The following is a 21,213-nucleotide window of genomic DNA, read 5'->3' as shown; positions in this document are numbered from 1 at the left end:
GCTCTTGAGCATCATCCGATCAGATGGAAACATCTGATCGGATAAAGATGCTCTGACAATCAACAAGAAAGAGCACGGTGTCCGATCCGGATGGATCGGGACGTGCGCTTGAGCATCATTCGGTCAGATTGGGTCATCTGATCGGAGAAAATGCATGAAGTATCAATATGATAGATCGCTGCATCTGATCTCGCAGGATCGGAACGTTCTATATATAACAATCGCTCGATAATTGCGGTGCCGGAAAGACAAGGGCCTGAAAAACCCTGTCCCGCACCCTATCTTGCGCGGGTGCGCCATCGATGCGGGGCTTCGGCTTCGCCCCGGTGCCAGATGCTGAAACAGTGGAGAGATGAACGCGATGACGAGTGACTCCGGCTATACGCCCCCGAAAATCTGGACGTGGGAGCAGCCCAGCGGCGGCCACTTCGCCAGCATCAACCGCCCGATCGCCGGACCCACCCATGAGAAGGAGCTGCCGGTCGGCCGTCATCCGCTCCAGCTCTATTCGCTGGCGACGCCCAACGGGGTGAAGGTCACCGTGATGCTGGAAGAGCTGCTGGCGCGCGGCCATGCCGGCGCGGAATATGACGCCTGGCTGATTCGCATCAACGAGGGCAACCAGTTCAGCAGCGGCTTCGTCGCCGCCAACCCGAATTCGAAGATCCCCGCCCTGGTCGATCACAGCGGACCGCAGCCGCGCCGGGTGTTCGAATCCGGCTCCATCCTCGTCTATCTCGCGGAGAAGTTCGGCGAGTTCCTGCCGCTCGACGCCGATGCGCGGGCGGAGTGCTTTTCTTGGCTGTTCTGGCAGATGGGCAGCGCGCCCTATCTCGGCGGCGGGTTCGGTCATTTCTACGCCTATGCGCCGGAGAAGTTCGAATATCCGATCAACCGTTTCGCAATGGAAACCAAGCGGCAGCTCGACGTGCTCGACCGCCGGCTGGCCGAGAGCGAGTATCTCGGCGGCAAGGACTACACGATCGCGGATATCGCCGTGTTTCCGTGGTATGGCGGGTTGGTGAAGGGCTGGCTCTACAACGCCGCCGAGTTCCTCCAGGTGCAGGAATACCGCAACGTGCTGCGCTGGGCCGACCAGATCTACGCGCGCCCGGCCGTGCGCCGCGGGCGCATGGTCAACCGCGTGTTCGGCGAGCCGAGCGAGCAGCTGCACGAGCGCCACGACGCCAGCGATTTCGACACCAAGACGCAGGACAAGCTGGCGCCGCAGGGCTAGAGCATCATCCGATCAGATAAAGATGCTCTGGTTAGCAATATGATGGAGCGCCATCCGATCCGAAAAGATCGGATGGCGCTCAGGCGGCGCCGGAGGCGGTGCGGACGATGTGCGGGCGCAGCCAGGCGTGCAGCGCCTCGCCATCCATCGGCATCGAGAACAGCGCGCCCTGTCCTTCGTCGAACCCGAGTTCGATGAGGCGGGTGCGGTGGGCCTCGGTCTCCAGCCCCTCGGCGGTGAGGGTGAGATCGATATCATGCGCCATGCGCCCGACATGCAGCAGGATGCTGCGGCGGCGGGCGTCGTCGAGCGAGTCGCGGATCAGCGCGCGGTCGATCTTCAGGCGGTCGAACGGGAAGTAGTAGAGCGTCGAGATCGAGGAATAGCCGGCGCCGAAATCGTCGAGCGCGAGGCGGCAGCCCAGCGCCCTGATGGCGTCCAGAATGTCGCGGGTTGTGGGCGAGACGTCGAGGATCGCGGTTTCGGTCAGCTCGAACTCGATGCGCCCGCGGCCGAGCTTGTGGCGGGCCAGGGCATTGCCGATCCGCTCCAGCAGCAGCGGGTCGTAGAGCTGGACCGGGGAGAGGTTGATCGCCACCGCGATCTGCTCGGGCAGGGTGGCGGCGAAGGCGCAGGCGGCATCGATCACGTAGGCGCCGATGCGGATGATGGTGCCGTTATGTTCGGAGGCGGGGATGAACTGGTCCGGCGGCAGGATGCCGTATTGCGGATGCTGCCAGCGGACCAGCGCCTCGATCGTGGTGACCGCGCCGCTTTCGAGCCGGACGATCGGCTGGAACTGAAGGAAGAAGCTCTGACGCTCGAACTCGTTGACCAGCGAGGCGTCGAGCTGGCGCAGGCGGGTGGTCTGGCGGTCGTTTTCGGGATCGAACATCCGCACGGCGCCGCGTCCGCTTTCCTTGGCGCGGTAGAGTGCCAGATCTGCCGCGTGCAGGACATCCTCGGGCTGGATGCCGGCGCGGGCGATCATCGCGATGCCGGCGCAACAGCCGATCGCCACCGTGATGTCGGCGAGGCGGAACGGATCGGCCAGGCGGTCGATGATGCGGCGGGTCACCGCTTCGACATCGGCGATGGTGGCGTCGGGCAGCAGGATCGCGAATTCGTCGCCGCCGAGGCGGAAGCAGCGGTCGTGGCTGCGCACGCAGGCGAGCAGCCGGCCAGCGGCGGCCTGGAGCAGCTCGTCGCCCGCCTTGTGGCCGAAGCGGTCGTTCACCGATTTGAAATGGTCGAGATCGAGGCAGATCAGCCCGGTGCCGGCACCCACCGGGCTGGCGCAGGCGCCATGCAGCACCTCGTCGAAGCCCATCCGGTTGCCGAGGCCGGTCAGGCTGTCATGCCGGGCGATATGGGCGATGCGCCGCTCGGCGTGGCGGTGGGCGGTGACGTCGGAGCCGACGCCGCGATAGCCGACGAACTGGCCATCGCGGTCGAAGACCGGCTTGCCGGCGAAGGACCAGCAGCGTTCCTCGCCGGCGAAGAAGAGCGGCGCGCTCTTCTCGTTGAAGGTTTCCCGCCGGCCGATGTGGTAGAGCAGGTTGCCGATGGAAGGGGCGCAGGATTGCTCGGGGCTGGGCTGGCCATGCTCGACCAGGAAGCGCACCAGCGACTGGCCGGCGAGCGCCTCCTGCGTGGTGCGCGCCGCCTCGGCGAAGCGCGGGGAGGGGCGGAGCAGGGTGAGCGACGCATCGGTTTCCCAGAGGAAATCGCTCGCCCCTTCCTCGAAATCGCGCAGCAGGAGATTGATCACCTCGCTCTGGCGTTCCGCCTCCAGCCGGCGGAATTCGCGCTCCATCGTGTTGGCGTTGACGTAGAGGATGGTGGTGAAGGTCAGCAGGGCGTAGCTGCCGAGGCCGATCAGGGATGTCACCGGGGGATGCGCCGTGTTCGTCACCAGCGCGATGGCGGCGCCGGCGGTGACCGGCGCCCAGTAGACCAGGGCGTAGAGCGCCGGGCCGGAGAAGGCGGCGGTGGAGATCAGGCCGACGATGACGGCATAGACGAGGCTGGCCTGTTGCCCGGTGGCATGGCGCAGCCCGCCGATCTCGATACAGGCCCAGAACACGCCGATCAGCAGTGCGAGGCCGCAGAACAGCGCCTTGAACAGGGCGGGCTGCGCCTCGGCCGCGCGCCGAGACCAGAGGGTGGCGACGATCATGAGCAGGACGTAGCAGGTGGCGAGGCCGGCGAGGCCGGTGGCGATGAGCGGGGCGCTGTGCAGCAGGTCGTGGAATTCCCAGGCCAGGATGCCGGCCACGGTGCCGCCGGTGACGACCATGCGAGGCACCAGCGCCGCCCTCATGTCGAGCAGGGAGATTTCGATCTGGCGCCTGGTCTGGGCCGGGAGATCGCTCAGGCTGTGACCCAAGGCTTTCACGGTTCCGGCAGGTCTAGCTGAAATGCGGAAACATCAAATTCAAGTTCCATTTTCCCGACGTTCATAACGATTATGGATCAAAAATTTAAAATATAGATTAAAGCACGTCGCGGCGAATGCAAATTACGATATTGCATTATGTGCACGGTTCGCGCGCGGAAGGCCAGCTTTGTAACGTAATGGTGCAGCCTTGCCGGGCCGGCGGCGCAACGGCCGGACGGCCTCGCGCTGGCGTTTGCGCCGATCCGACGGGGATGCCGGGAAACCGCGTGGCCTGGGGTTCTGCCCCGGAAAGTCACGATGAAGTCCCGGGGCAAAAGTCAGGTGCGGGCGACGAACTGTTCCAGCCAGTGGATCGTGTAGTCGCCGGCGCGGAAGCCGGGATCGTCGAGAATGCGCAGGTGCAGCGGGATCGTGGTGCGGATGCCGGAGAGGGCGAATTCGCCCAGCGCGCGGCGCATCCGGGCGATCGCCTCGGCGCGGTCGCGGCCATGGACGATCAGCTTGGCGACCAGGCTGTCATAATGCGGGGGGATGCGATAGCCGGCATAGAGGGCGGAATCGAGCCGCACGCCGAGCCCGCCGGGGGCGTGGAACACCTCGACCTTGCCCGGCGAGGGGGTGAAGGTCTCGGGGTCTTCGGCGGTGATCCGGCATTCGATGGCGTGGCCGTTGAAGCGGATGTCGGACTGGCCGTAGCCCAGCGTCTCGCCGGCGGCGATGCGGATCTGCTCGCGCACGAGATCGACCCCGGTGACCATTTCGGTGACCGGATGCTCGACCTGCAGGCGCGTGTTCATCTCGATGAAGGCGAACTGGCCGTCCTGATACAGGAACTCGAGCGTGCCGGCGTTGCGGTAGCCGAATTTCGCCAGCGCCGCGGTGGCGATCTCGCCCAGGCGGTCGCGCTCCTCGCGGGTGATGCCGGGCGAGCCGGCTTCTTCGAGCAGCTTCTGGTGGCGGCGCTGCAGCGAGCAGTCGCGCTCGCCGAAATGGACCACGTTGCCGTGATTGTCGCCCATCACCTGAAGCTCGATATGGCGCGGGCGGTCGAGATATTTCTCGATATAGACGGCGTTGTTGCCGAAGGCGGCGCCGGCCTCGGCGCGGGCGGTGCGGAAGGCTTCCTCGACCTCGTCGAGCGAGCGGGCGACCTTCATGCCGCGCCCGCCGCCGCCGGCCGCGGCCTTGATCAGCACCGGGCAGCCGATTTCCGCGGCGACGCGCTTCGCCGCCTCGACATCCGGCACCTCGCCGTCCGAGCCGGGGACGAGCGGCACGCCGAGATCGGCCATCGTTGTCTTGGCGGTGATCTTGTCGCCCATCATGCGGATATGGGTGGGCGAGGGGCCGATGAAGGCGAGGCCGTGGGCTTCCACCATCTCGGCGAAATCGGCGTTCTCGGAGAGGAAGCCGTAGCCGGGATGCACCGCCTCGGCGCCGGTGATCAGGGCCGCACTGATGAGGGCGGGCATGTTGAGATAGGAATCGCGCGCGGCGGCGGGGCCGATGCAGACACTCTCATCGGCGAGGCGCACATGCATCGCATCGGCATCGGCGGTGGAATGCACCGCGACGGTGGCGATGCCCATCTCGCGGCAGGCGCGCTGGACCCGGAGCGCGATTTCGCCGCGATTGGCGATCAGGATTTTCGAGAACACGGGCAACGGCCGGTTATTCGACGATGACCAGAGGCTCGTCGTATTCCACCGGCTGGCCGGAGGCGACGAGGATGGATTTTACCGTGCCGGCGCGCGGCGCCTTGATCTGGTTGAAGGTTTTCATTGCCTCGATCAGCAGCAGCGTCTGCCCGGCCTCGACCGTGCTCCCCACGCTGATGAAGGGCGCGGCCCCCGGCTCGGCCGAGAGATAGGCGACGCCGACCATCGGCGATTTCACCGTGCCGGGATGGTTCGCGGCGGCGGCTTCAGGCGCCGCGGCGGCAGGCGCTGGAGCACCCGGAGCAGCCCCCGGTGTCATTCCCGGGGCCATTCCTTGCGGCATCGCATAGGGCGGCGCGGGATAGGGGGGCGCGGTGACGAATTGTGTCGGCTGCGCGCTGGCGCGGGCGAGGCGCAGCCGGCGGTCGCCTTCCTCAAGCTCGATCTCGGCCAGGTCGCCATCCTTGAGAAGGGCGGCGAGGGCGCGCAGCACCTCGGGGTCGAAGGAGAGACTCATGCTTCCTGCTCCACAATCTCGGCGATCGCCTGAAGCGCCAGCCGGTAGCCGGTGAAACCAAGGCCGCAGATCACGCCGCGCGCGGCCTGCGATACGAAGGAATGGTGGCGGAACGCCTCGCGCTGGTGAATGTTGGACAGATGCACCTCGACGACCGGAAGGTCGACCGCGTGCAGCGCGTCCATCAGGGCGATCGAGGTGTGCGAGTAGCCCGCCGGGTTGATGACGATGCCGGCGGCGCGGCCGCGGCATTCCTGCACCCAGGTGATCAGCTCGCCCTCGCCGTTGGTCTGGCGGAAATCGATGGCGAGGCCCAGTTCCTCGGCCGCCTCGGCGCAGAGCGCCTCCAGATCATCGAGGGTCTGGATGCCGTAGATTTCGGGCTCGCGCAGGCCCAGCATGTTGAGGTTCGGACCGTTCAGCACGGCGATCAGCGGTACAGGCATCCTGCGCGCCTATCACAGCCCGGCGGAAAGGGAAACCGGCGAGGGTTCGAGCGTGGTCTTCCCGGTGGGCGCATCGAGGATGTAGGTCGGCAGCGCGTGGCCGGAAATCGTGCCGCGCAGGGCGGCGATCAGCGCCCGCCCCTCGGCGATCGGCACGTGGAAGCGGGCGGTGCCGGGGGCGGGGTCGAGCTGGTGGAGGTAATAGGGTTTGACGCCGCATTCGAGCATGGTCTCGAACAGGGCGCGCAGCGCCGCCGCCGCGTCGTTGACGCCGCGCAGCAGCACCGACTGGCCGAGCAGCGGGATGCCGGCGCGGCGCAGCGCCCGCAGCGCGGCGCGGGCCTCGGCGCCGAATTCGCGCGCGTGGTTGGCGTGCAGCACGAGGAAGAGCGGCGGGTCGTGATCGAGGGCGGCGAGCAGTGCGGGCGTGATCCGCGCCGGGTCGGCCACCGGGACGCGGGTGTGCAGCCGCAGCCGGCTGATATGCGGGATCGCGCGCAGGCGGGCGAAGATCGCGGCCAGCCGGCGGGGCGAGAGGATCAGCGGGTCGCCGCCGGTCAGGATCACCTCGCGCACGCCATCATGCGCTTCCAGCCAGGCGAACGCCGCCTCCAGCTCCGCTTCGGACAGCACCCCGCCCTCCGGGCCGACATGCTCGCGGCGGAAGCAGAACCGGCAATAGACCGGGCAGGCGAGGGTGGGCTTGAGCAGCGCGCGGTCGGGGTAGCGGTGGACGATGCCGGGGACCGGGGAGAGCGCGTCATCGCCGATCGGGTCGGCCTGCTCGTGGGGGGCGGTGTCGAGCTCGGCGGGGTCGGGGATGAACTGAAGCCCGATCGGGTCCGCCGGATCGCCGATCAGGGCGGCGAGCGGTGCGGGGATCGCGGTGGCGTAGCGCGCGGCGACCGCCTCCAGCCCCGCCCGGGCGGCGGGCGGGGCAAGCCCGGCCTCGATCAGCTGGTCTGCGGTGCGGAGCGTGGGAGTGGCCATGCGGCGGTGCTATCCTGCGGCGCATGGCCAGACAAGCATGGGACCCCGAACGCCTCGCCGCCCGGCTGCCCTTCCTGCGGCGGCGCGGGCGGCTCGCGCAGGCGACGCGCGCCTTTTTCGCCGCGCGCGGCTACATGGAGGTGGAGACGCCGTATCTCGTGCCGGCGCCGGGCGAGGAGGTGCATCTCGCGGCGCTGGCGACGATCGTGCATGCGCCGGATGGCGCGGCGGCGCGGCGATGGCTGCATACCAGCCCGGAATTCGCGATGAAGAAGCTGCTCGCCGGCGATGCCGGGCCGATTTTCCAGCTCGCCCGGGTCTGGCGCGACCATGAGGGGTCGGACACGCATTCTCCCGAATTCACCATGCTCGAATGGTATCGCCCGGGTGCGGATATCGCCGCGCTGATCGAGGAGACGGCGCAATTCCTGCGCGCGGTGCTGCCGCCGGTGGTGAGGTGCCGGGGGGTGACGACCGAGCTTGCAGAGATCGAGGTGCTGAGCGTGGCCGAGGCTTTCGACCGCCATTGCGGGCTCGATGTGCTGGCGAGCATGGGCGATGCCGACCGGCTCGCGGCCGATGCCAGGGTGGCGCGCCGCGAGGGCGAGGACTGGGAGGATCTGTTCTTCCGCCTCATGCTCGGGCGGATCGAGCCGCAGCTCGGCCGGCGTCATCCGACCTTCCTGACCGACTGGCCGGCGCCGCTCGCCGCCCTCGCGCGGCGGCGGGCGGATGATCCGCGCGTCGCCGAGCGGTTCGAGCTTTACGTGTGCGGGATGGAACTCGCCAACGCCTTCGCCGAGCTGACCGATCCGGCGGAACAGCGTGCGCGGTTCGAGGCCGACCGGGCGCGGCGGCACGCGCTTTACGGCCGCGAGGACTGGGCGCTCGATGAAGATTTCGTGGCGGCGGTGGGACGGATGCCGGACTGCGCGGGGATTGCCCTCGGGTTCGACCGGCTGGCGATGATCGCCGCCGGGGCGCCGCGCATCACCGATGTGTTATGGCTCTGATATAAAACCGAAACGCACCCATTGTAGACATTACACATCACCAACGGGCGACGGCCCGGAGACATCAACGGGCGACGGCCCGTAGACACCAACGGGCGACGGCCCGGAAACGAGGAGCGTGCGATGCGAAGGAAGCTTGTTCTGGCCGCGCCGGTCGCGGCATTGATGCTCGCGGGCTGCGCGGTGGGGCCGAGCCTTGCCGAGCGGATGTCGGGCTATGTCGGCCGGCCGGAATCGGCGCTGGTCGCTGCACTCGGCGTGCCGGACCGCAAGATCACCGTCGATGGCACGACGTATTTCGCCTATGTCGAGCGGTCGTATGCCGCCCAGCCGGGCGTGGGCGCGCCGTTCCCCGGTTTCTATGGTCCGTATTACGGTCCCTATTACGGCCCGATTTTCCCGCCCGAGACGTATACGCGGCAATGCACCGTCACCTTCTCGCTCCAGGGCGGGACGGTGAAGACCTTCACCCTGCGCGGCAACGATTGCTGAACGCCGCGCCGCCGGCGCTGCCCGCATCGCCGCTCTGGCTGCCCTTCGCGCCCGGCCCCTACCGGCCGGCGATGGGGCTGATCGCCCGGCCGCTTGCCGAGCTGACCGCGTTCGGCGCCGATTATCCGGCACAGATGGCCGAACGCCGGGCGCTGCTGGATTTGCGCCGGGGCGAGGTGTTCGCGGCGCTGCCGGGCAGTGAAGCGGCGCGGCGCGAGGCGCTGCGGGTGATCGCCGGTCATTTGCGCGCCGATCGCGCCGCCTGGTTCGCAGAGCCTGGCGGGATGCTGGAAAACCGGCTGACCGGCGAGCGGTGGAACCTCGCGGCGCCGGAGGGCGACCCGCTCGAATGCGCCGGACGTCTGGTGCAGGAGGATCTCTGCCTGCTCGACCCGGACAGCGCGGCGCTGACGGCGGCGGTGCTGTGCTTTCCCTCGCGCTGGCGGCTTGCGGACAAGCTGGGGCGGGAGTTGGCCGCCATCCATGCCAGGGTGCCGCTTTATGCCGAGCGGCTGGAGCGGCCGGTCGCGCGGTTCATCGCCGCGCTGGCGCCGGGGCGGCTGGTCGAGCGGTTCAACTGGACGATCCATGACGGATCGGCGCTGTTCCAGCCGGAGGCGGATGGCGCCCACGGCCCGGCGGTGACCGCGGAGACCGCGCCGGCGCGGCTGCATCTGCGGGTCGAACGCCAGACGCTGAGCCGGTTGCCCGAGACCGGCGCCGTGCTGTTCACCATCCGCACCCGGCAGGTGGCGCTGGCCGAGGTGGTGGCGGTGGCGGGGGCGGCGGCGGCGCTGGCCGCGGCGGTGCGGGGGCTGCCCGAATCCGTGGCGGCCTATCGCGGCATCGCCCCGTTCCGCGCCGCGCTGCTCGCCGCGCTGGACCGGGTTGCCCCGCAGGGCTAGAGCACTTTCCGATCCGATTGGATCGGAACGTGCTCTGGAGCAAGGCCAGGTTGGTGGGGCCGGACTGCCGGCGTTATCAGACGGATAGAGCCTGCTGCCCGGGCCGGGCGGCGTGGCTGCGGGCGGAGCGGAAAGGAAAAGCGGCATGAGCATGAGTGAGGGCGATCTCGACCTGTTGCGGCGCATGTTCGCGGCGGCGGTGGATGCGGCATCGCCCGCGCGCTGCCTCGCGCCGCAACTGCCCTCCCCGCCGAAGGGGCGGACCGTGGTGATCGGCGCCGGCAAGGCGGCGGCGGCGATGGCCGAGGCGGTCGAGGCGCACTGGCCGGCGGAGGCGCCGATGTCCGGCCTCGTGGTCACCCGCTACGGGCATGGGAGCAAACAGCCGCTCCGGCGGATCGAGGTGGTCGAGGCGTCGCACCCGGTGCCGGATGCGGCCGGGCAGGCGGCGGCGGCGCGCATCCTCGCGATGGTGCGGGGGTTGAGCGCGGACGATCTGGTTCTGGTGCTGATGTCCGGCGGTGCCTCGGCGCTGCTGGCGCTGCCGGCGCCGGGGATTTCGCTCGCCGACAAGCAGGCGGTGAACCGCGCGCTGCTCAAGAGCGGGGCGAACATCCAGGCGATGAACTGCGTGCGCAAGCATCTCTCGGCGATCAAGGGCGGGCGGCTCGCCGCGGCGGCGGCGCCGGCGGCGATCGTGACGCTGATGATTTCCGACGTGCCGGGCGACGATCCCTCGGTGATCGGCTCGGGGCCGACCGTGCCGGACGCGACCACGGCGGCGGAGGCGCGGGAGATTTTGCGCCGCGCCGGGATCGCGGTGCCGGAGCCGGTCGCCGCCTGGCTGGCGCGGCCGGAGGCGGAGACGCCGAAGCCCGGCGATCCGGCCTTTGCCCGCGCCCGCGAGATCATGATCGCCACCCCCTTCGCCTCGCTGGCGGCGGCGGCATCGGTCGCGCGGGCGGAAGGGGTGACGCCGCTGATCCTCGGCGATGCGATCGAGGGCGAGGCGCGCGAGGTGGCGGCGGTGATGGCGGGCATGGCGCGGAGCTGTGCCGCGCATGGCGCGCCGCTGGCCCGGCCCTGCGTGCTGATTTCGGGCGGGGAGACGACGGTGACGGTGCGCGGCGGCGGGCGCGGCGGGCGGAATCTCGAATTCCTCGCCGGGCTCGCGGTCGCCCTCGGCGGGGCGCCGGGGATTCACGCCATTGCCGGGGATACCGACGGGATCGACGGCACCGAGGACAATGCCGGCGCCGTGCTGGCGCCGGACACGCTGGCCCGCGCCCGGGCGATCGGCCTCGATCCCGCGTCACGCCTCGCCGACAATGACGGTTACGGGCTGTTCGCCCCGCTCGGCGACCTCGTGGTGACCGGGCCGACCCGCACCAATGTCAACGATTTCCGGGCGATCCTGATCCGCTGATTGTCGTTTCTCCAGCGAGGGCGAGTGGGGGCTGGGAAATGCCCGCCGCCGCGCCTCGCGGGCCGCAGATCGTCGCGGCGAGGGGGATCGTGGTCGCCCCGCCCGGCCAGGCGATGCGCAGGGCGGCGACCTTCATGCAGGCATTGCGGGTGTAGACCGGGCCGTCCACCCAGCGCAGCTTCGTTGTCGCCACCACTCCGGCGGCGAGGCGGACCGGCAGCACGACCGGGCCGGGATGCATCCCGAACGGAGGGCGGCGGGCGATCGGCAGGCGGCGATGCGCGGCATCGAGGAAGGCGAGGCGTGGCAGGCCAGGCAGGATGCAGGGCGAAGCGCCGCGATTGCGCAGGGTGAGCAGCGTGCCGGAATGGGACATGCCGTCGAACGCGCCGGCGTCGGACCCGGCATGCGCCGCGATCCGCGCGCCGGAGCAGGACGTCACCGCCGGATGCGCGCAGCCCGACGCCAGCAGGGGCAGGAGGACGGCGAGGGCGGCGGCGGCGGGTTTCACTTCGGCTCGTAGCCGGGTTTCTTGTAGAGCGTGTCGGGCTTGGCGCGGATGTCGGGCTCGAAGACCGTCTCGTTCCAGTGTTCGGGATCGACATCCTCGATGCTGACCGACACGGCCGCCTCGCTGCTGCCGGCCGAGGCCATGATGGCCTGGGTGACGGCCTCGGCGATCTGGTGCTTCTGCGCCGCGCTGCGGCCGGCATAGAGCTTGACGATGACATGGGGCATGGCGGGCGGTCTCCTCTCTGGCGGGAGGGTAAGCCTACACCAGCCGATCGGGGGCGGGCAGGGGTAGGGGAGCGGGTGCTGGACCGATGGAATGATATAACATATCATTTCTTCCGAAGGGTCGCAGGAGGACCGGGCGATGGCGAAACGGCGGGGAATTCTGGCCGGGCTGGTGGCGGCGCCGTGGATCGCCCGCGCCGGCGGCCGCATCCCGGCGGTGGGCATCGAGAGCCAGTATGCCGACGTGATCGCGGCGATCGGCGGCGACCGGGTCGAGGTTGCCGCGATCGAGACCAATCCCAATGCCGATCCGCACGGATTCGAGGCGAGCCCGGCGGTGGCGCGGCGTATCGCCACAGCGCGGCTCGTGGTGCTCAACGGGCTTGGCTACGATTCCTGGGCGCGGCGGATTATCGGCGCGACAGCGGGCGGAGCGGGGGCGGGCAGCGCGGGGGGGCGGCATGTGATCGCGGCGCAGGCGGTGCTCGGCCTGCCGGATGCGACGCGCAATCCGCATGTCTGGTACGGCCCGGCGGCGATGCCGGCGGTGGCGGCGGCGATCGCGCGGGCGCTGGCGGCGATCGACCCGGCGGGGGCGAGCGTCTATCGGCGCAACCTCGCCGCGTTCGAGGCCTCGCTCGCGCCGTGGCGGGCGGCGATCGGCGCGTTCCGGGCGCAGCATCCCGGCATCCGCGCGGCGGTGACCGAGCCGGTGGGCAACGATCTGTTCCAGGCAATGGGGATCGGGATCGCCACACCGTGGAGCTTGCAGGCGGCGGTGATGAACGGCACCGATCCGGCGCCGCAGGACATCGCCGCCCAGGAGGCGCTTCTGCGCCGGCGGGAGGTGTCGTTTCTCGGCTATAACCGGCAGGTGATCGGCCCGCTGACGCGGGCGATGCTCGATGCCGCGCGGGCGGCGCTTGTGCCGGTGGTCGCGCTGTACGAGACGATGCCGGCGGGATTTCATTTCGGCGGCTGGATGCTGGCCGAGACCGCTGCGGTGACAAGGGCGGTTGCGCAGCGCACCTCCACGGTCTCCCTCGCGAGGGCGGCGGGATGAACGGGGACGCGCTCGCGCTGGAGGGTGTCGCGGTTGGCCATGGCGGGCGGGCGGTGCTGTCGGGGGTGGGGTTCAGCCTCGCGCCGGGGAGTTTCGCCGGGCTGATCGGGCCGAACGGATCGGGCAAGACGACGCTGCTGCGCTCGATCCTCGGCCTCGTGAAGCCGCTGGACGGGCGCGTGACGATCGGCGGGCGCGGGCAGGTGGGCTATGTGCCGCAGAGCATCGCGCTCGACCGGTTCATGCCGGTGCGCGCGCGCGACGTGATCGCGCTCGGGCTGGATGGGCACCGGCTCGGCATTCCGCTGCCCTCGCGCCGCCGCCGCGCGCAGGTGGATGAGATGATCGACGCGGTGGGCGCCGCCGGCTTCGCCGATCGCAGGGTGGGCGACCTCTCGGGCGGGCAGCAGCAGCGGGTGATGATCGCCCATGCGCTGATCCGCCGCCCCGACGTGCTGCTGCTCGACGAGCCGCTCGCCAGTCTCGACCTGCGCAGCACCGCCGAGGTGGTCGCACTCCTTGCCCGGCTCGCCCGCGAGGCGAGGGTGGCGGTGCTGATGTCGGCGCATGACATGAACCCGCTGCTGCCGGCGATGGATCGTATCGTCTATGTCGCCGAGGGGCGCGCGGTGGCCGGCACGGTGGAGGAGGTGGTGCGCGGCGCGGTGCTGAGCGCGTTGTATGGCGCGCATATCGACGTGCTGCGCGTGCATGGCAGGGTGCTGGTGGTTGCCGCCGGCGGCGGGCCGCACGACCATGATCACGACCACGCGCATGGCGAGGATGCGATGCATGTCGTTCGCATTCCCTGAGTGCGGGTCATGAGCGGGGCGGGGTGGTTCGCGTTGGGGCCGGTCGGCGTGGCGCTGGCGGTGAGTTTTGCCGCAGCCCTGGTGTCCGCCGTGGTCGGCGTGTTCACCGTGCTGCGGGGGCAGGCTTTCGCCGGGCATGCGCTGGGCGATATTTCCGGCGCCGGCGGGGCGGCGGCGCTGCTGTTCGGGATTCGCCCGCTCGCCGGGTTCGTGGCGATGGCGCTGGGCGGGGCGGCGGCGATGGCGCTGGCCGGCGGGCGGCGGATCGCCGAGCGGGATCTGGCCAGCGGCGTGGTGCTGGGCGCCGGGCTCGGGCTTGCGGCGCTGTTTCTCTATCTCGACGCGACGATGAGCGGCGTCGGCGGTGCGGCGAGCACGGTGATGTTCGGCTCGATGTTCGCGATCCCGCCAGGGATGGTGCTGCCGGCCGCCTTGTGCGCGGCGGCGGCGCTGGCGGCGATGGCCGCCCTGGCGCGGCCGCTGCTGCTGGTCGCGATCGGCCCCGATCTCGCGGCAAGCCGGGGGGTTCCGGTGAAGCTGGTCGGGTTCGCGCATCTCGCCGTGCTGGCGCTGGCGGTGGGGCTGGCGGCGATGAGCGTCGGCGCGGTGCTGGCCACCGCGCTGCTGATCGGCCCGGCTTCGGCGGGGCTGCGGGCGGCGCGCACCCTGCCGGGGGCGGTGGCGCTGGCGGCGGCGATCGGCATCGGCGCGAGCTGGGGCGGCATCGCGCTGGCTTACGAGAGCTACGGCTGGGGCGGGCGGCATGGCTGGCCGGTGAGTTTCTTCGTGGTGGCGCTGGTCGTCGGCGCCTATGTCGCCGCCGGGCTCGCGGCGCGGATGCGGCGCTGAGATGTTTTCCGCCTTCATGCTCGATACCTGGGCGGCGGGCCTCATCGTCGCGGTCACGGCGGGGGTGGTGGGCTGGTTCGTGGTGCTGCGCGGCGCCTCCTTCGCCGCCCATGCGCTGCCGCTCGGCACGTTTCCGGGGGCGGCGGCGGCGGTGCTGCTCGGCATCGCGCCCTCCGCCGGGATCGCGGGGTTCGGGCTCGCCGGCGTGGTCGCGATCTGGGCGCTTGGCCGGCGCGGCCGGCCCGAGGTGGCGACGGCGCTGACATTGGTGATGCTGCTCGCGACCGGCGCGCTGCTGCTCTCCTGGACCGACCGCTATGCCGCCCAGGTCTATGCGCTGCTGTTCGGCCAGGTGCTCGGGGTTTCGCGCGCGGCACTCGGCGGGATGGCGCTGGCCGGGGCGGGTGCGGTGGCGGCGGTGCTGGCGGGGTTCCGCCCGCTGCTGCTCGGCGCGATCGGGGCGGATCTCGCGGCGGCGCGCGGCGCGCGGCCGGCGCTGTGGGAGTTCGGTTTTCTCGCCGCCATCGCGCTGGCGGCGGCGGTCGCCGTGCCGGTGGTCGGCGCGCTGCTGACCTTCGCCCTGATGGTCGGCCCGGCTTCGTGCGGGCGGGCGGTTTCGGCGCGGCCGGCGGTGGCGCTCGCGGCTTCGGTGGCGATCGCGCTGGCGCTGATGGCCGGCGCCATCGCGCTGTCATATCTCACGAACTGGCCGGTCGGCTGTTTCGCCGGGTTGGGCGGTGCGGGCTGCTACGCGCTGGGCCGGGCGCTGCTGTAAGGCCAGCGGGCCGGCCGGGCGACTTGCCGGTCGGTGTTCCCGGCGCGGCGCCCCGGTGCTCATCGCTCAGGCGTGGTGGCGGGCCAGAACATCATCTGATCGGATGTAGTGCCCTAGATCCCGGTTTGCGAGACATCGTCGTTGCCGAAAGGCAACCCGTTCTCGTCGTAGAGATCGTCGTCGGTCAGGATTTTGTGCCCTTCGAGGCTGGCGGCGATTTTGCGCGACTTGCGCAGCAATTCCTCACGGAGCGGGGCGACCTCGTCGTCCGGTTCAGCCCCGGTTGGCTGCGGCTGTTCCGGTGTCGTCGCCATGGTCAGGGCAGGTCGACGACCTCGACGCGGCGGCCGCGCGCGGCCAGCGCGATGCGCCCGCCCTTGAGGCGGAGCGCGTCGTTGCCGAACAGCTCGGCGCGCCAGCCTTGCAGGCAGGGCAGGTTCGGCGCGTCCTCGCTGGCGAGGCGGTCGATATCCTCGCCGGAGGCGATCAGCCGGGCGGCGACGTTGTTCGCCCCGGCCCGCTCGGCGAGCAGCACCTTGAGCAGCGCCACGAGGCCGGCGGGCGGACGGGCGGTTTCGGCGGCGCGCGGGGCCTCGGGCAGCGCGGAATCGGGGATCGATTTCGTCGTCGCGATGACCTCCAGCAGCGCCCGGCCGGACTTGCCGCCGGCGAAGCCGCTGGAAATGCCGCGCACCCGCGTCAGCCCCTCGGCATCTTCCGGGGCGATGGCGGCAAGCTCGGGGATCTGCTCGTCGCGCACGATGCGCTGGCGCGGCACGTTCACCCGCATCGCCTCGCGCTCGCGCCAGGCGGCGATCGCCTTGATGAGGGCGAGCTGCCGGCGGTTGCCGCCGCGCAGCTTGAGCCGGCGCCAGGCATCCTCGGGCTCGGTGCGGTAGGTCGCGGGATCGGTCAGCACCGCCGCTTCCTCGGCCACCCAGTCGATCCGGCCTTCCCGCGTCAGCCGGTCGAGCAGGCCTTCATAGACCGGGCGCAGCCAGGTGACGTCCGCCGCGGCATAGGCGACCTGGGCGCGGGAGAGCGGCCGGGCCGACCAGTCGGAGAAGCGGTGCGCCTTGTCGATCCGGCCGCCGGCGAGCGAGGAGACCAGCGTGTCATACCCGACCTGGTCGCCGAAGCCGGCGACCATCGCCGCGACCTGGGTGTCGAACAGCGGAGTGGGCACGGCGCCGAATTTCAGCAGGAAAATCTCGATGTCCTGCCGGCAGGCGTGGAAGACCTTGGTCACCGCCGGATTGGCGAACAGCGCGCCGAGCGGGGCGAGGTCGAGCCCCTCGGCCTGCGCGTCGATCACCGCGACATCGTTCGCACCGCCGAGCTGGACCACGCAAAGCTCGGGAAAATAGGTCTTTTCCCGCATGAACTCGGTATCGACGGTGACGAAGGGCTCGGCCGCCAGACGGTCGCAAAGGGCGGCGAGGGCCTCGGTGGTCGCGATCAGCACGGGTTCGGGAAAGCTCGGACTCGGTTTCATGTGCGATCAACTGGCACGCAACGTCTTGACAGAAAAGACCCGCGCCGCTCATTTGCCGCTGTTTTCTGTCAGGACTGGCTCCCCATGCACGAATATCGCACCCATGATTGCGGCGCCCTGCGCGCTGCCGATGCCGGCATCACCGCGCGCCTCTCGGGCTGGGTGAACGTGAAGCGCGACCATGGCGGGCTGCTCTTCATCGACCTGCGCGACCATTACGGGATCACCCAATGCGTGTTTCCCGCCGGCTCGCCGGTGTTCGCCGCGGCCGAGGCGCTGCGGGTGGAGAGCGTCATCACCGTGACCGGGCGGGTGGTGAGGCGCGACGCCGACACGGTGAACCCCCGCCTGCCGACCGGCGAGATCGAGCTGGTGGCCGAGACGGTCGAGGTGCAGTCGACCGCCGATGTGCTGCCGATCCAGGTTGCCGGCGAGGCGCAATTCCCCGAGGAGCTGCGGCTGCGCTACCGCTTCCTCGACCTGCGCCGCGAGAAGCTGCACCGCAACATCATGCTCCGCGCCAATGTCATCGCCTGGCTGCGGCGGGAGATGACGGCGCGCGGCTTCACCGAGTTCACCACGCCGATCCTGACCGCCTCCAGCCCCGAGGGGGCGCGCGACTTCCTCGTGCCCTCGCGTGTGCATCCGGGCCAGTTCTACGCGCTGCCGCAGGCGCCGCAGCAGTTCAAGCAGCTGCTCATGGTCGCCGGCTTCGACCGCTATTTCCAGATCGCGCCCTGCTTCCGCGACGAGGCGAGCCGCGCCGACCGCGCGCCCGGCGAGTTCTACCAGCTCGATTTCGAGATGAGCTTCGTGACGCAGGAGGACGTGTTCGCCACCATCGAGCCGGTGCTCGGCGGGCTGTTCCGCGAATTCGGCGGCGGGCGCAGCGTCACGCAATGGCCGTTCCCGCGCATCGCCTATGACGAGGCGCTGCTGAAATACGGCTCGGACAAGCCGGACCTGCGCAACCCGCTGCTGATCACCGATGTCACCGAGGCGTTCCGCGATTCTGGCTTCGGCCTGTTCGCCAAGATCGTCGCCGGCGGCGGCGTGGTGCGCGCCATTCCCGCGCCGGGCACGGGGGGCAATCCGCGCTCCTTCTTCGACAAGCTCAACGAATGGGCGCGGTCGGAAGGGGCGGGCGGGCTCGGCTACATCATTTTCGAGGAAGACGGCGCCAAGGGGCCGATCGCGAAGAACCTCGAACCGGCGCGGGCCGAGGCGATCCGCGAGGCGACGGGCGCGAAACCGGGCGATGCCGTGTTCTTCGCCGCCGGCAAGCCGCTCGACGCCGCCAAGTTCGCCGGCACGGTGCGGACGAAGCTCGGCACCGATCTCGGCCTGATCGACGGGGCAAAATTCGAGTTCTGCTGGATCGTCGATTTCCCGATGTACGAGCGCGACGAGGAGACCGGGCAGATCGTGTTCAGCCACAACCCGTTCTCGATGCCGCAGGGCGGGCTGGAGGCGCTGAACGGGCAGGACCCGCTGACGATCAAGGCGTTCCAGTACGACATCGTGTGCAACGGCGTCGAGCTGTCGTCGGGGGCGATCCGCAACCACCGGCCGGACATCATGCTGCGCGCCTTCGAGATTGCCGGCTATGGCGCCGAGGAGGTCGAGGCGCGGTTCGGCGGCATGCTCAACGCCTTCCGCTACGGCGCGCCGCCGCATGGCGGCTCGGCGCCGGGGGTGGACCGCATGGTGATGCTGCTGGCCGACGAGCCCAATCTGCGCGAGGTCATCGCCTTCCCGCTCAACCAGCAGGGCCAGGACCTGATGATGGGCGCGCCGGCGCCGGTTCCCACAGCACGGCTCAAGGAACTCTCGCTCGCCATCGCGCTCCCGCCCGCGCCGAAGAAGGGCTGAGACGCCGCCGCCCCCGTGCATCGGCCGCGCCGCCCGCGAGAGCAGGTTCATCTGACCGGATGATGCTCTGGCATTTTGAAAAGCAGAGCATCTTTATCTGACCGGATGATTTCATCTGGCCAGATGATGCTCTGGCATTTTGAAAAGCAGAGCATCTTTATCTGACCGGATGATTCCATCCGATCAGATGATGCTCTAGACCGGGAGCAGAACGCCGATCACAGGCGAGGAGGAGCCAACATGTCCGACGAATTCCGCGCCCTGGTCATCCGCAAGGACGAGGCCGGCCAGAGCTGCCGCGCCGAGACCCTGCGCGATCACGATCTGATGGAGGGCAGCGTCACCGTCGCGGTCAGCCATTCCACGGTGAATTACAAGGACGGGCTGGCGATCACCGGCAGCGCGCCGATCGCCCGGCGGTTTCCGCTGATCCCGGGGATCGATTTCGCCGGCACCGTCACCGCCAGCGCCGATCCGCGTTTTGCGCCGGGCGATGCCGTGCTGCTCAACGGTTTCGGCGTCGGCGAGACGCATCACGGCGGCTATGCCGGGCGGGCCCGCGTTCCCGGCGACTGGCTGATCCACATCCCCGCCGGGCTCAGCGCCGCCGAGACCATGGCGATCGGCACCGCCGGCTACACCGCGATGCTCGCCATCATGGCGCTGGAGGCGCAGGGGATCAGCAAGGAGAGCGGGGATATTCTCGTCACCGGAGCTGCGGGTGGCGTGGGGTCGATCGCGATTTCCCTGCTCGCCCATGCCGGGTATCGGGTGATCGCCTCCTCGCGCCGGGCGGCGGCCGAGGCGGCTTACCTGACCTCGCTCGGGGCGGCGGAGATCATCGATGCGGCGACGCTGTCGGCGCCCGGCCGGCCCTTCGGCAAGGAGCGTTGGGTCGGGGCGATCGATTCCGTCGGCAGCCATACGCTGGCGAACGCGCTGGCACAGACGCGCTATGGCGGGGTGGTCGCCGCCTGCGGCCTCGCCCAGGGGAGCGACCTGCCGGCGACCGTGCTGCCGTTCATCCTGCGCGGGATCATCCTTGCCGGGATCGACTCGGTGATGGCGCCGCGGGCGAAGCGCGAGGCGGCCTGGACGCGCCTTGCCGCCGAACTCGACCGCGCGACGCTGGCCCGGCTGACCACGACGATCGGTTTCGAGGGGATCGCGGCGGCGGCGGCGGAGATCGTCGCCGGCAAGGTGCGCGGGCGCATCGTCGTCGAGATCTGAGGCGCGGCCATCACGCCCGCTTCGGGTGCGTGCGCGGGCCTGGAGCACGACATCCGATCTGACGGACTCATCTGATCGGATGATGCTCTAGCCGCAGCGCGAGAAGGGAGGCGGCGAACAGGATCGCGACCAGCAGCCAGAGAATGTGCAGCGGCGGGACGGCGGCGGAGATCAGCCCGAGCCCCATCAGCCCGACCGCCGCCAGCCCGTTCGACAGGCCGAGCGCGATGCCGGAGCCGAGCGAGCGGTTCTCGGGGAAGATGTCCTGCCCCACGAGGATGCCGACCGGCAGGGTGGCGAACAGGGCGATGCCGAGCAGGCCGAGGGCGATCCATTGCGCGGCGCCGCTGGTGAGCAGGAAGGCCGCGAGCAGCGCCGCGCCGGCGAGGCTGGAGCCGGCGAGGATCGGGCGGCGGCCGATCCGGTCGGCCAGGTGCCCGCCGCCGACATTGCCGATGATGCCCACCACGAGCATCACCGTGATCAGCGCCGCCCCCGCGGTCAGGCTGTGGCCGCGCAGGTGCCAGAGCACCGGCAGGAAGGTGGTGGTGCCGAAGATCGCCAGTGCGCGCAACGACTGGAAGGCGACGAGCGCGCTCATCGGCCCGAGATGGCGCCGCCAGGCGATCGGCTGGGCCGCGACATGGCGCGGCGGCTGCACCGGCAGCACCGCCCAGAGCAGCAGGATGCTCGCCATCGCCGGAATCGCCAGCAGCGAGAGCGCCTTCAGCCCGAAGGTGACGACGATGAAGCTCGCGATCAGCGGCCACAGCCCGCGCCCGACCTCGCCGCCGACCAGGAACAGCGACATGCCGAGCCCGACGCGCGGCCCGCTGAGCTGGCGCGCCCCGGCCAGCGCCTGCGGGTGGAACATCGCGTTGCTGATCCCGATCAGCACCAGCGCCGGGAGCAGCAGCGCAAGACTGCCGGAGCGGCCGATCAGCGCCGCCGCCAGCGCGGTGCCGAGCACGCCGGCGGCGATGAAGCCCCTTCCGCCGAAACGGTCCGCCAGCAGGCCGGTGCCGACCTGCAACGCCTGGCCGATCAGCAATGCCGCCATCACCGTGCCGGCGAGGGAGACCGGCTCGCCCATCGCCACCAGCACCGCCGGCAGCACGCCGGGCAGGTAGTTGGCCGAGCCGTCATTGAGGAAATGCAGCCAGCTCAGCGCCGCCAGCCGGCCGTACCGCACCGTGCTGCCGACCGTCCGCAATCCCTGGTCCATCACCACCGCCATCATTCGTCTCCGCCGGCCGCCGCGCCGGGCGCCGGGATTTCACAAAAAGGGAAGTTT

21 protein-coding genes are annotated in these 21,213 nt (G+C 70.1%); 11 read left to right on the top strand and 10 right to left on the bottom strand.

What is annotated here, in order from left to right; genetic code table 11:
* Nucleotides 1-361 precede the first annotated feature (361 nt).
* Complete coding sequence (gene yghU, locus B7Z76_RS11230) at nt 362-1,237, top strand: glutathione-dependent disulfide-bond oxidoreductase (RefSeq protein ID WP_291343982.1); 876 nt, start codon at nt 362-364, stop codon at nt 1,235-1,237.
* A gap of 79 nt (nt 1,238-1,316) precedes the next feature.
* Here the strand turns inward: yghU and B7Z76_RS11225 are convergent, their stop codons facing one another.
* The 5 genes from B7Z76_RS11225 to B7Z76_RS11205 form a co-directional block, all read right to left on the bottom strand.
* Nucleotides 1,317-3,635: a bifunctional diguanylate cyclase/phosphodiesterase gene (locus B7Z76_RS11225; protein ID WP_291343976.1), complete on the bottom strand. Its 2,319-nt coding sequence runs from the start codon at nt 3,633-3,635 to the stop codon at nt 1,317-1,319.
* Nucleotides 3,636-3,955: 320 nt separating this feature from the next.
* Nucleotides 3,956-5,296 carry an acetyl-CoA carboxylase biotin carboxylase subunit gene (gene accC / locus B7Z76_RS11220; protein ID WP_174503462.1) on the bottom strand — a complete coding sequence of 447 codons (1,341 nt, stop codon included), beginning with the start codon at nt 5,294-5,296 and terminating at the stop codon, nt 3,956-3,958.
* 13 nt (nt 5,297-5,309) lie between these two features.
* A complete protein-coding gene (accB, locus tag B7Z76_RS11215; protein ID WP_291343974.1) occupies nt 5,310-5,813 on the bottom strand; it encodes an acetyl-CoA carboxylase biotin carboxyl carrier protein in 504 nt (167 codons plus the stop codon).
* Nucleotides 5,810-6,259, bottom strand: coding sequence for a type II 3-dehydroquinate dehydratase (gene aroQ / locus B7Z76_RS11210; protein WP_174503460.1), 450 nt, complete (start codon nt 6,257-6,259; stop codon nt 5,810-5,812). Before aroQ ends, accB begins: the two co-directional genes overlap by 4 nt.
* 12 nt (nt 6,260-6,271) lie before the next feature.
* Nucleotides 6,272-7,249 carry a lysine-2,3-aminomutase-like protein gene (locus B7Z76_RS11205; protein WP_291343972.1) on the bottom strand — a complete coding sequence of 326 codons (978 nt, stop codon included), beginning with the start codon at nt 7,247-7,249 and terminating at the stop codon, nt 6,272-6,274.
* Nucleotides 7,250-7,272: 23 nt separating this feature from the next.
* Between B7Z76_RS11205 and epmA the strand changes: the two genes are divergently transcribed.
* The 4 genes from epmA (at nt 7,273) to B7Z76_RS11185 (ending at nt 11,085) form a co-directional block, all read left to right on the top strand.
* On the top strand, nt 7,273-8,262 hold the full coding sequence (epmA, locus tag B7Z76_RS11200; RefSeq protein ID WP_291343970.1) for an EF-P lysine aminoacylase EpmA: 990 nt from the start codon (nt 7,273-7,275) through the stop codon (nt 8,260-8,262).
* Nucleotides 8,263-8,385: 123 nt separating this feature from the next.
* On the top strand, nt 8,386-8,754 hold the full coding sequence (locus tag B7Z76_RS11195; RefSeq protein ID WP_174503457.1) for a hypothetical protein: 369 nt from the start codon (nt 8,386-8,388) through the stop codon (nt 8,752-8,754).
* Complete coding sequence (locus B7Z76_RS11190; protein ID WP_291343967.1) at nt 8,748-9,659, top strand: DUF3445 domain-containing protein; 912 nt, start codon at nt 8,748-8,750, stop codon at nt 9,657-9,659. Before B7Z76_RS11195 ends, B7Z76_RS11190 begins: the two co-directional genes overlap by 7 nt.
* Before the next feature lie 151 nt (nt 9,660-9,810).
* On the top strand, nt 9,811-11,085 hold the full coding sequence (locus tag B7Z76_RS11185; protein WP_291343980.1) for a glycerate kinase: 1,275 nt from the start codon (nt 9,811-9,813) through the stop codon (nt 11,083-11,085).
* Here the strand turns inward: B7Z76_RS11185 and B7Z76_RS11180 are convergent.
* The gene (locus B7Z76_RS11180; RefSeq protein ID WP_291343965.1) at nt 11,054-11,596 is read right to left on the bottom strand and encodes a DUF4232 domain-containing protein; all 543 of its coding nucleotides are present in this window, start codon (nt 11,594-11,596) and stop codon (nt 11,054-11,056) included. The two genes, B7Z76_RS11185 and B7Z76_RS11180, sit on opposite strands and share 32 nt — an antisense overlap.
* Nucleotides 11,593-11,823 carry a tautomerase family protein gene (locus tag B7Z76_RS11175; protein WP_174503453.1) on the bottom strand — a complete coding sequence of 77 codons (231 nt, stop codon included), beginning with the start codon at nt 11,821-11,823 and terminating at the stop codon, nt 11,593-11,595. The genes B7Z76_RS11180 and B7Z76_RS11175 overlap by 4 nt, the downstream gene beginning before the upstream one ends.
* A gap of 139 nt (nt 11,824-11,962) precedes the next feature.
* Here B7Z76_RS11175 and B7Z76_RS11170 point away from each other — a divergent pair, with 139 nt between their 5' ends.
* The 4 genes from B7Z76_RS11170 to B7Z76_RS11155 are packed head-to-tail and all read left to right on the top strand — an operon-like array spanning nt 11,963 to nt 15,322.
* On the top strand, nt 11,963-12,886 hold the full coding sequence (locus B7Z76_RS11170; protein WP_291343963.1) for a metal ABC transporter solute-binding protein, Zn/Mn family: 924 nt from the start codon (nt 11,963-11,965) through the stop codon (nt 12,884-12,886).
* Complete coding sequence (locus tag B7Z76_RS11165) at nt 12,883-13,698, top strand: metal ABC transporter ATP-binding protein (protein ID WP_291343961.1); 816 nt, start codon at nt 12,883-12,885, stop codon at nt 13,696-13,698. The genes B7Z76_RS11170 and B7Z76_RS11165 overlap by 4 nt, the downstream gene beginning before the upstream one ends.
* Nucleotides 13,699-13,707: 9 nt before the next feature.
* Nucleotides 13,708-14,547, top strand: a complete 840-nt coding sequence (locus tag B7Z76_RS11160) for a metal ABC transporter permease (protein WP_291343959.1) — start codon at nt 13,708-13,710, stop codon at nt 14,545-14,547.
* A 1-nt stretch (nt 14,548) separates the two neighbouring features.
* Nucleotides 14,549-15,322 carry a metal ABC transporter permease gene (locus B7Z76_RS11155; protein ID WP_174503449.1) on the top strand — a complete coding sequence of 258 codons (774 nt, stop codon included), beginning with the start codon at nt 14,549-14,551 and terminating at the stop codon, nt 15,320-15,322.
* A 113-nt stretch (nt 15,323-15,435) separates the two neighbouring features.
* On the opposite strand, the gene B7Z76_RS11150 is transcribed toward B7Z76_RS11155, so the two are convergent.
* Together B7Z76_RS11150 and rnd are read right to left on the bottom strand one after the other, a co-directional pair.
* Nucleotides 15,436-15,636, bottom strand: a complete 201-nt coding sequence (locus B7Z76_RS11150) for a hypothetical protein (RefSeq protein WP_291343957.1) — start codon at nt 15,634-15,636, stop codon at nt 15,436-15,438.
* A 2-nt stretch (nt 15,637-15,638) separates the two neighbouring features.
* Nucleotides 15,639-16,817: a ribonuclease D gene (rnd, locus tag B7Z76_RS11145; protein ID WP_291343955.1), complete on the bottom strand. Its 1,179-nt coding sequence runs from the start codon at nt 16,815-16,817 to the stop codon at nt 15,639-15,641.
* 84 nt (nt 16,818-16,901) lie between these two features.
* Here rnd and aspS point away from each other — a divergent pair, with 84 nt between their 5' ends.
* Both aspS and B7Z76_RS11135 read left to right on the top strand, forming a co-directional pair.
* Nucleotides 16,902-18,689: an aspartate--tRNA ligase gene (aspS, locus tag B7Z76_RS11140; protein WP_291343954.1), complete on the top strand. Its 1,788-nt coding sequence runs from the start codon at nt 16,902-16,904 to the stop codon at nt 18,687-18,689.
* 240 nt (nt 18,690-18,929) lie between these two features.
* Entirely contained in the window at nt 18,930-19,919 is a 990-nt protein-coding gene (locus B7Z76_RS11135) for an MDR family oxidoreductase (protein ID WP_174503445.1), read from the top strand.
* A gap of 67 nt (nt 19,920-19,986) precedes the next feature.
* Here B7Z76_RS11135 and B7Z76_RS11130 read toward each other — a convergent pair whose 3' ends face one another.
* On the bottom strand, nt 19,987-21,159 hold the full coding sequence (locus B7Z76_RS11130) for an MFS transporter (protein WP_291343953.1): 1,173 nt from the start codon (nt 21,157-21,159) through the stop codon (nt 19,987-19,989).
* Between the last annotated feature and the right edge of the window lie 54 nt (nt 21,160-21,213).

Source organism: Acidiphilium sp. 20-67-58, from assembly GCF_002255515.1.
Taxonomy (GTDB): domain Bacteria; phylum Pseudomonadota; class Alphaproteobacteria; order Acetobacterales; family Acetobacteraceae; genus Acidiphilium.
This window is presented reverse-complemented; position numbering and strand designations above follow the sequence as displayed.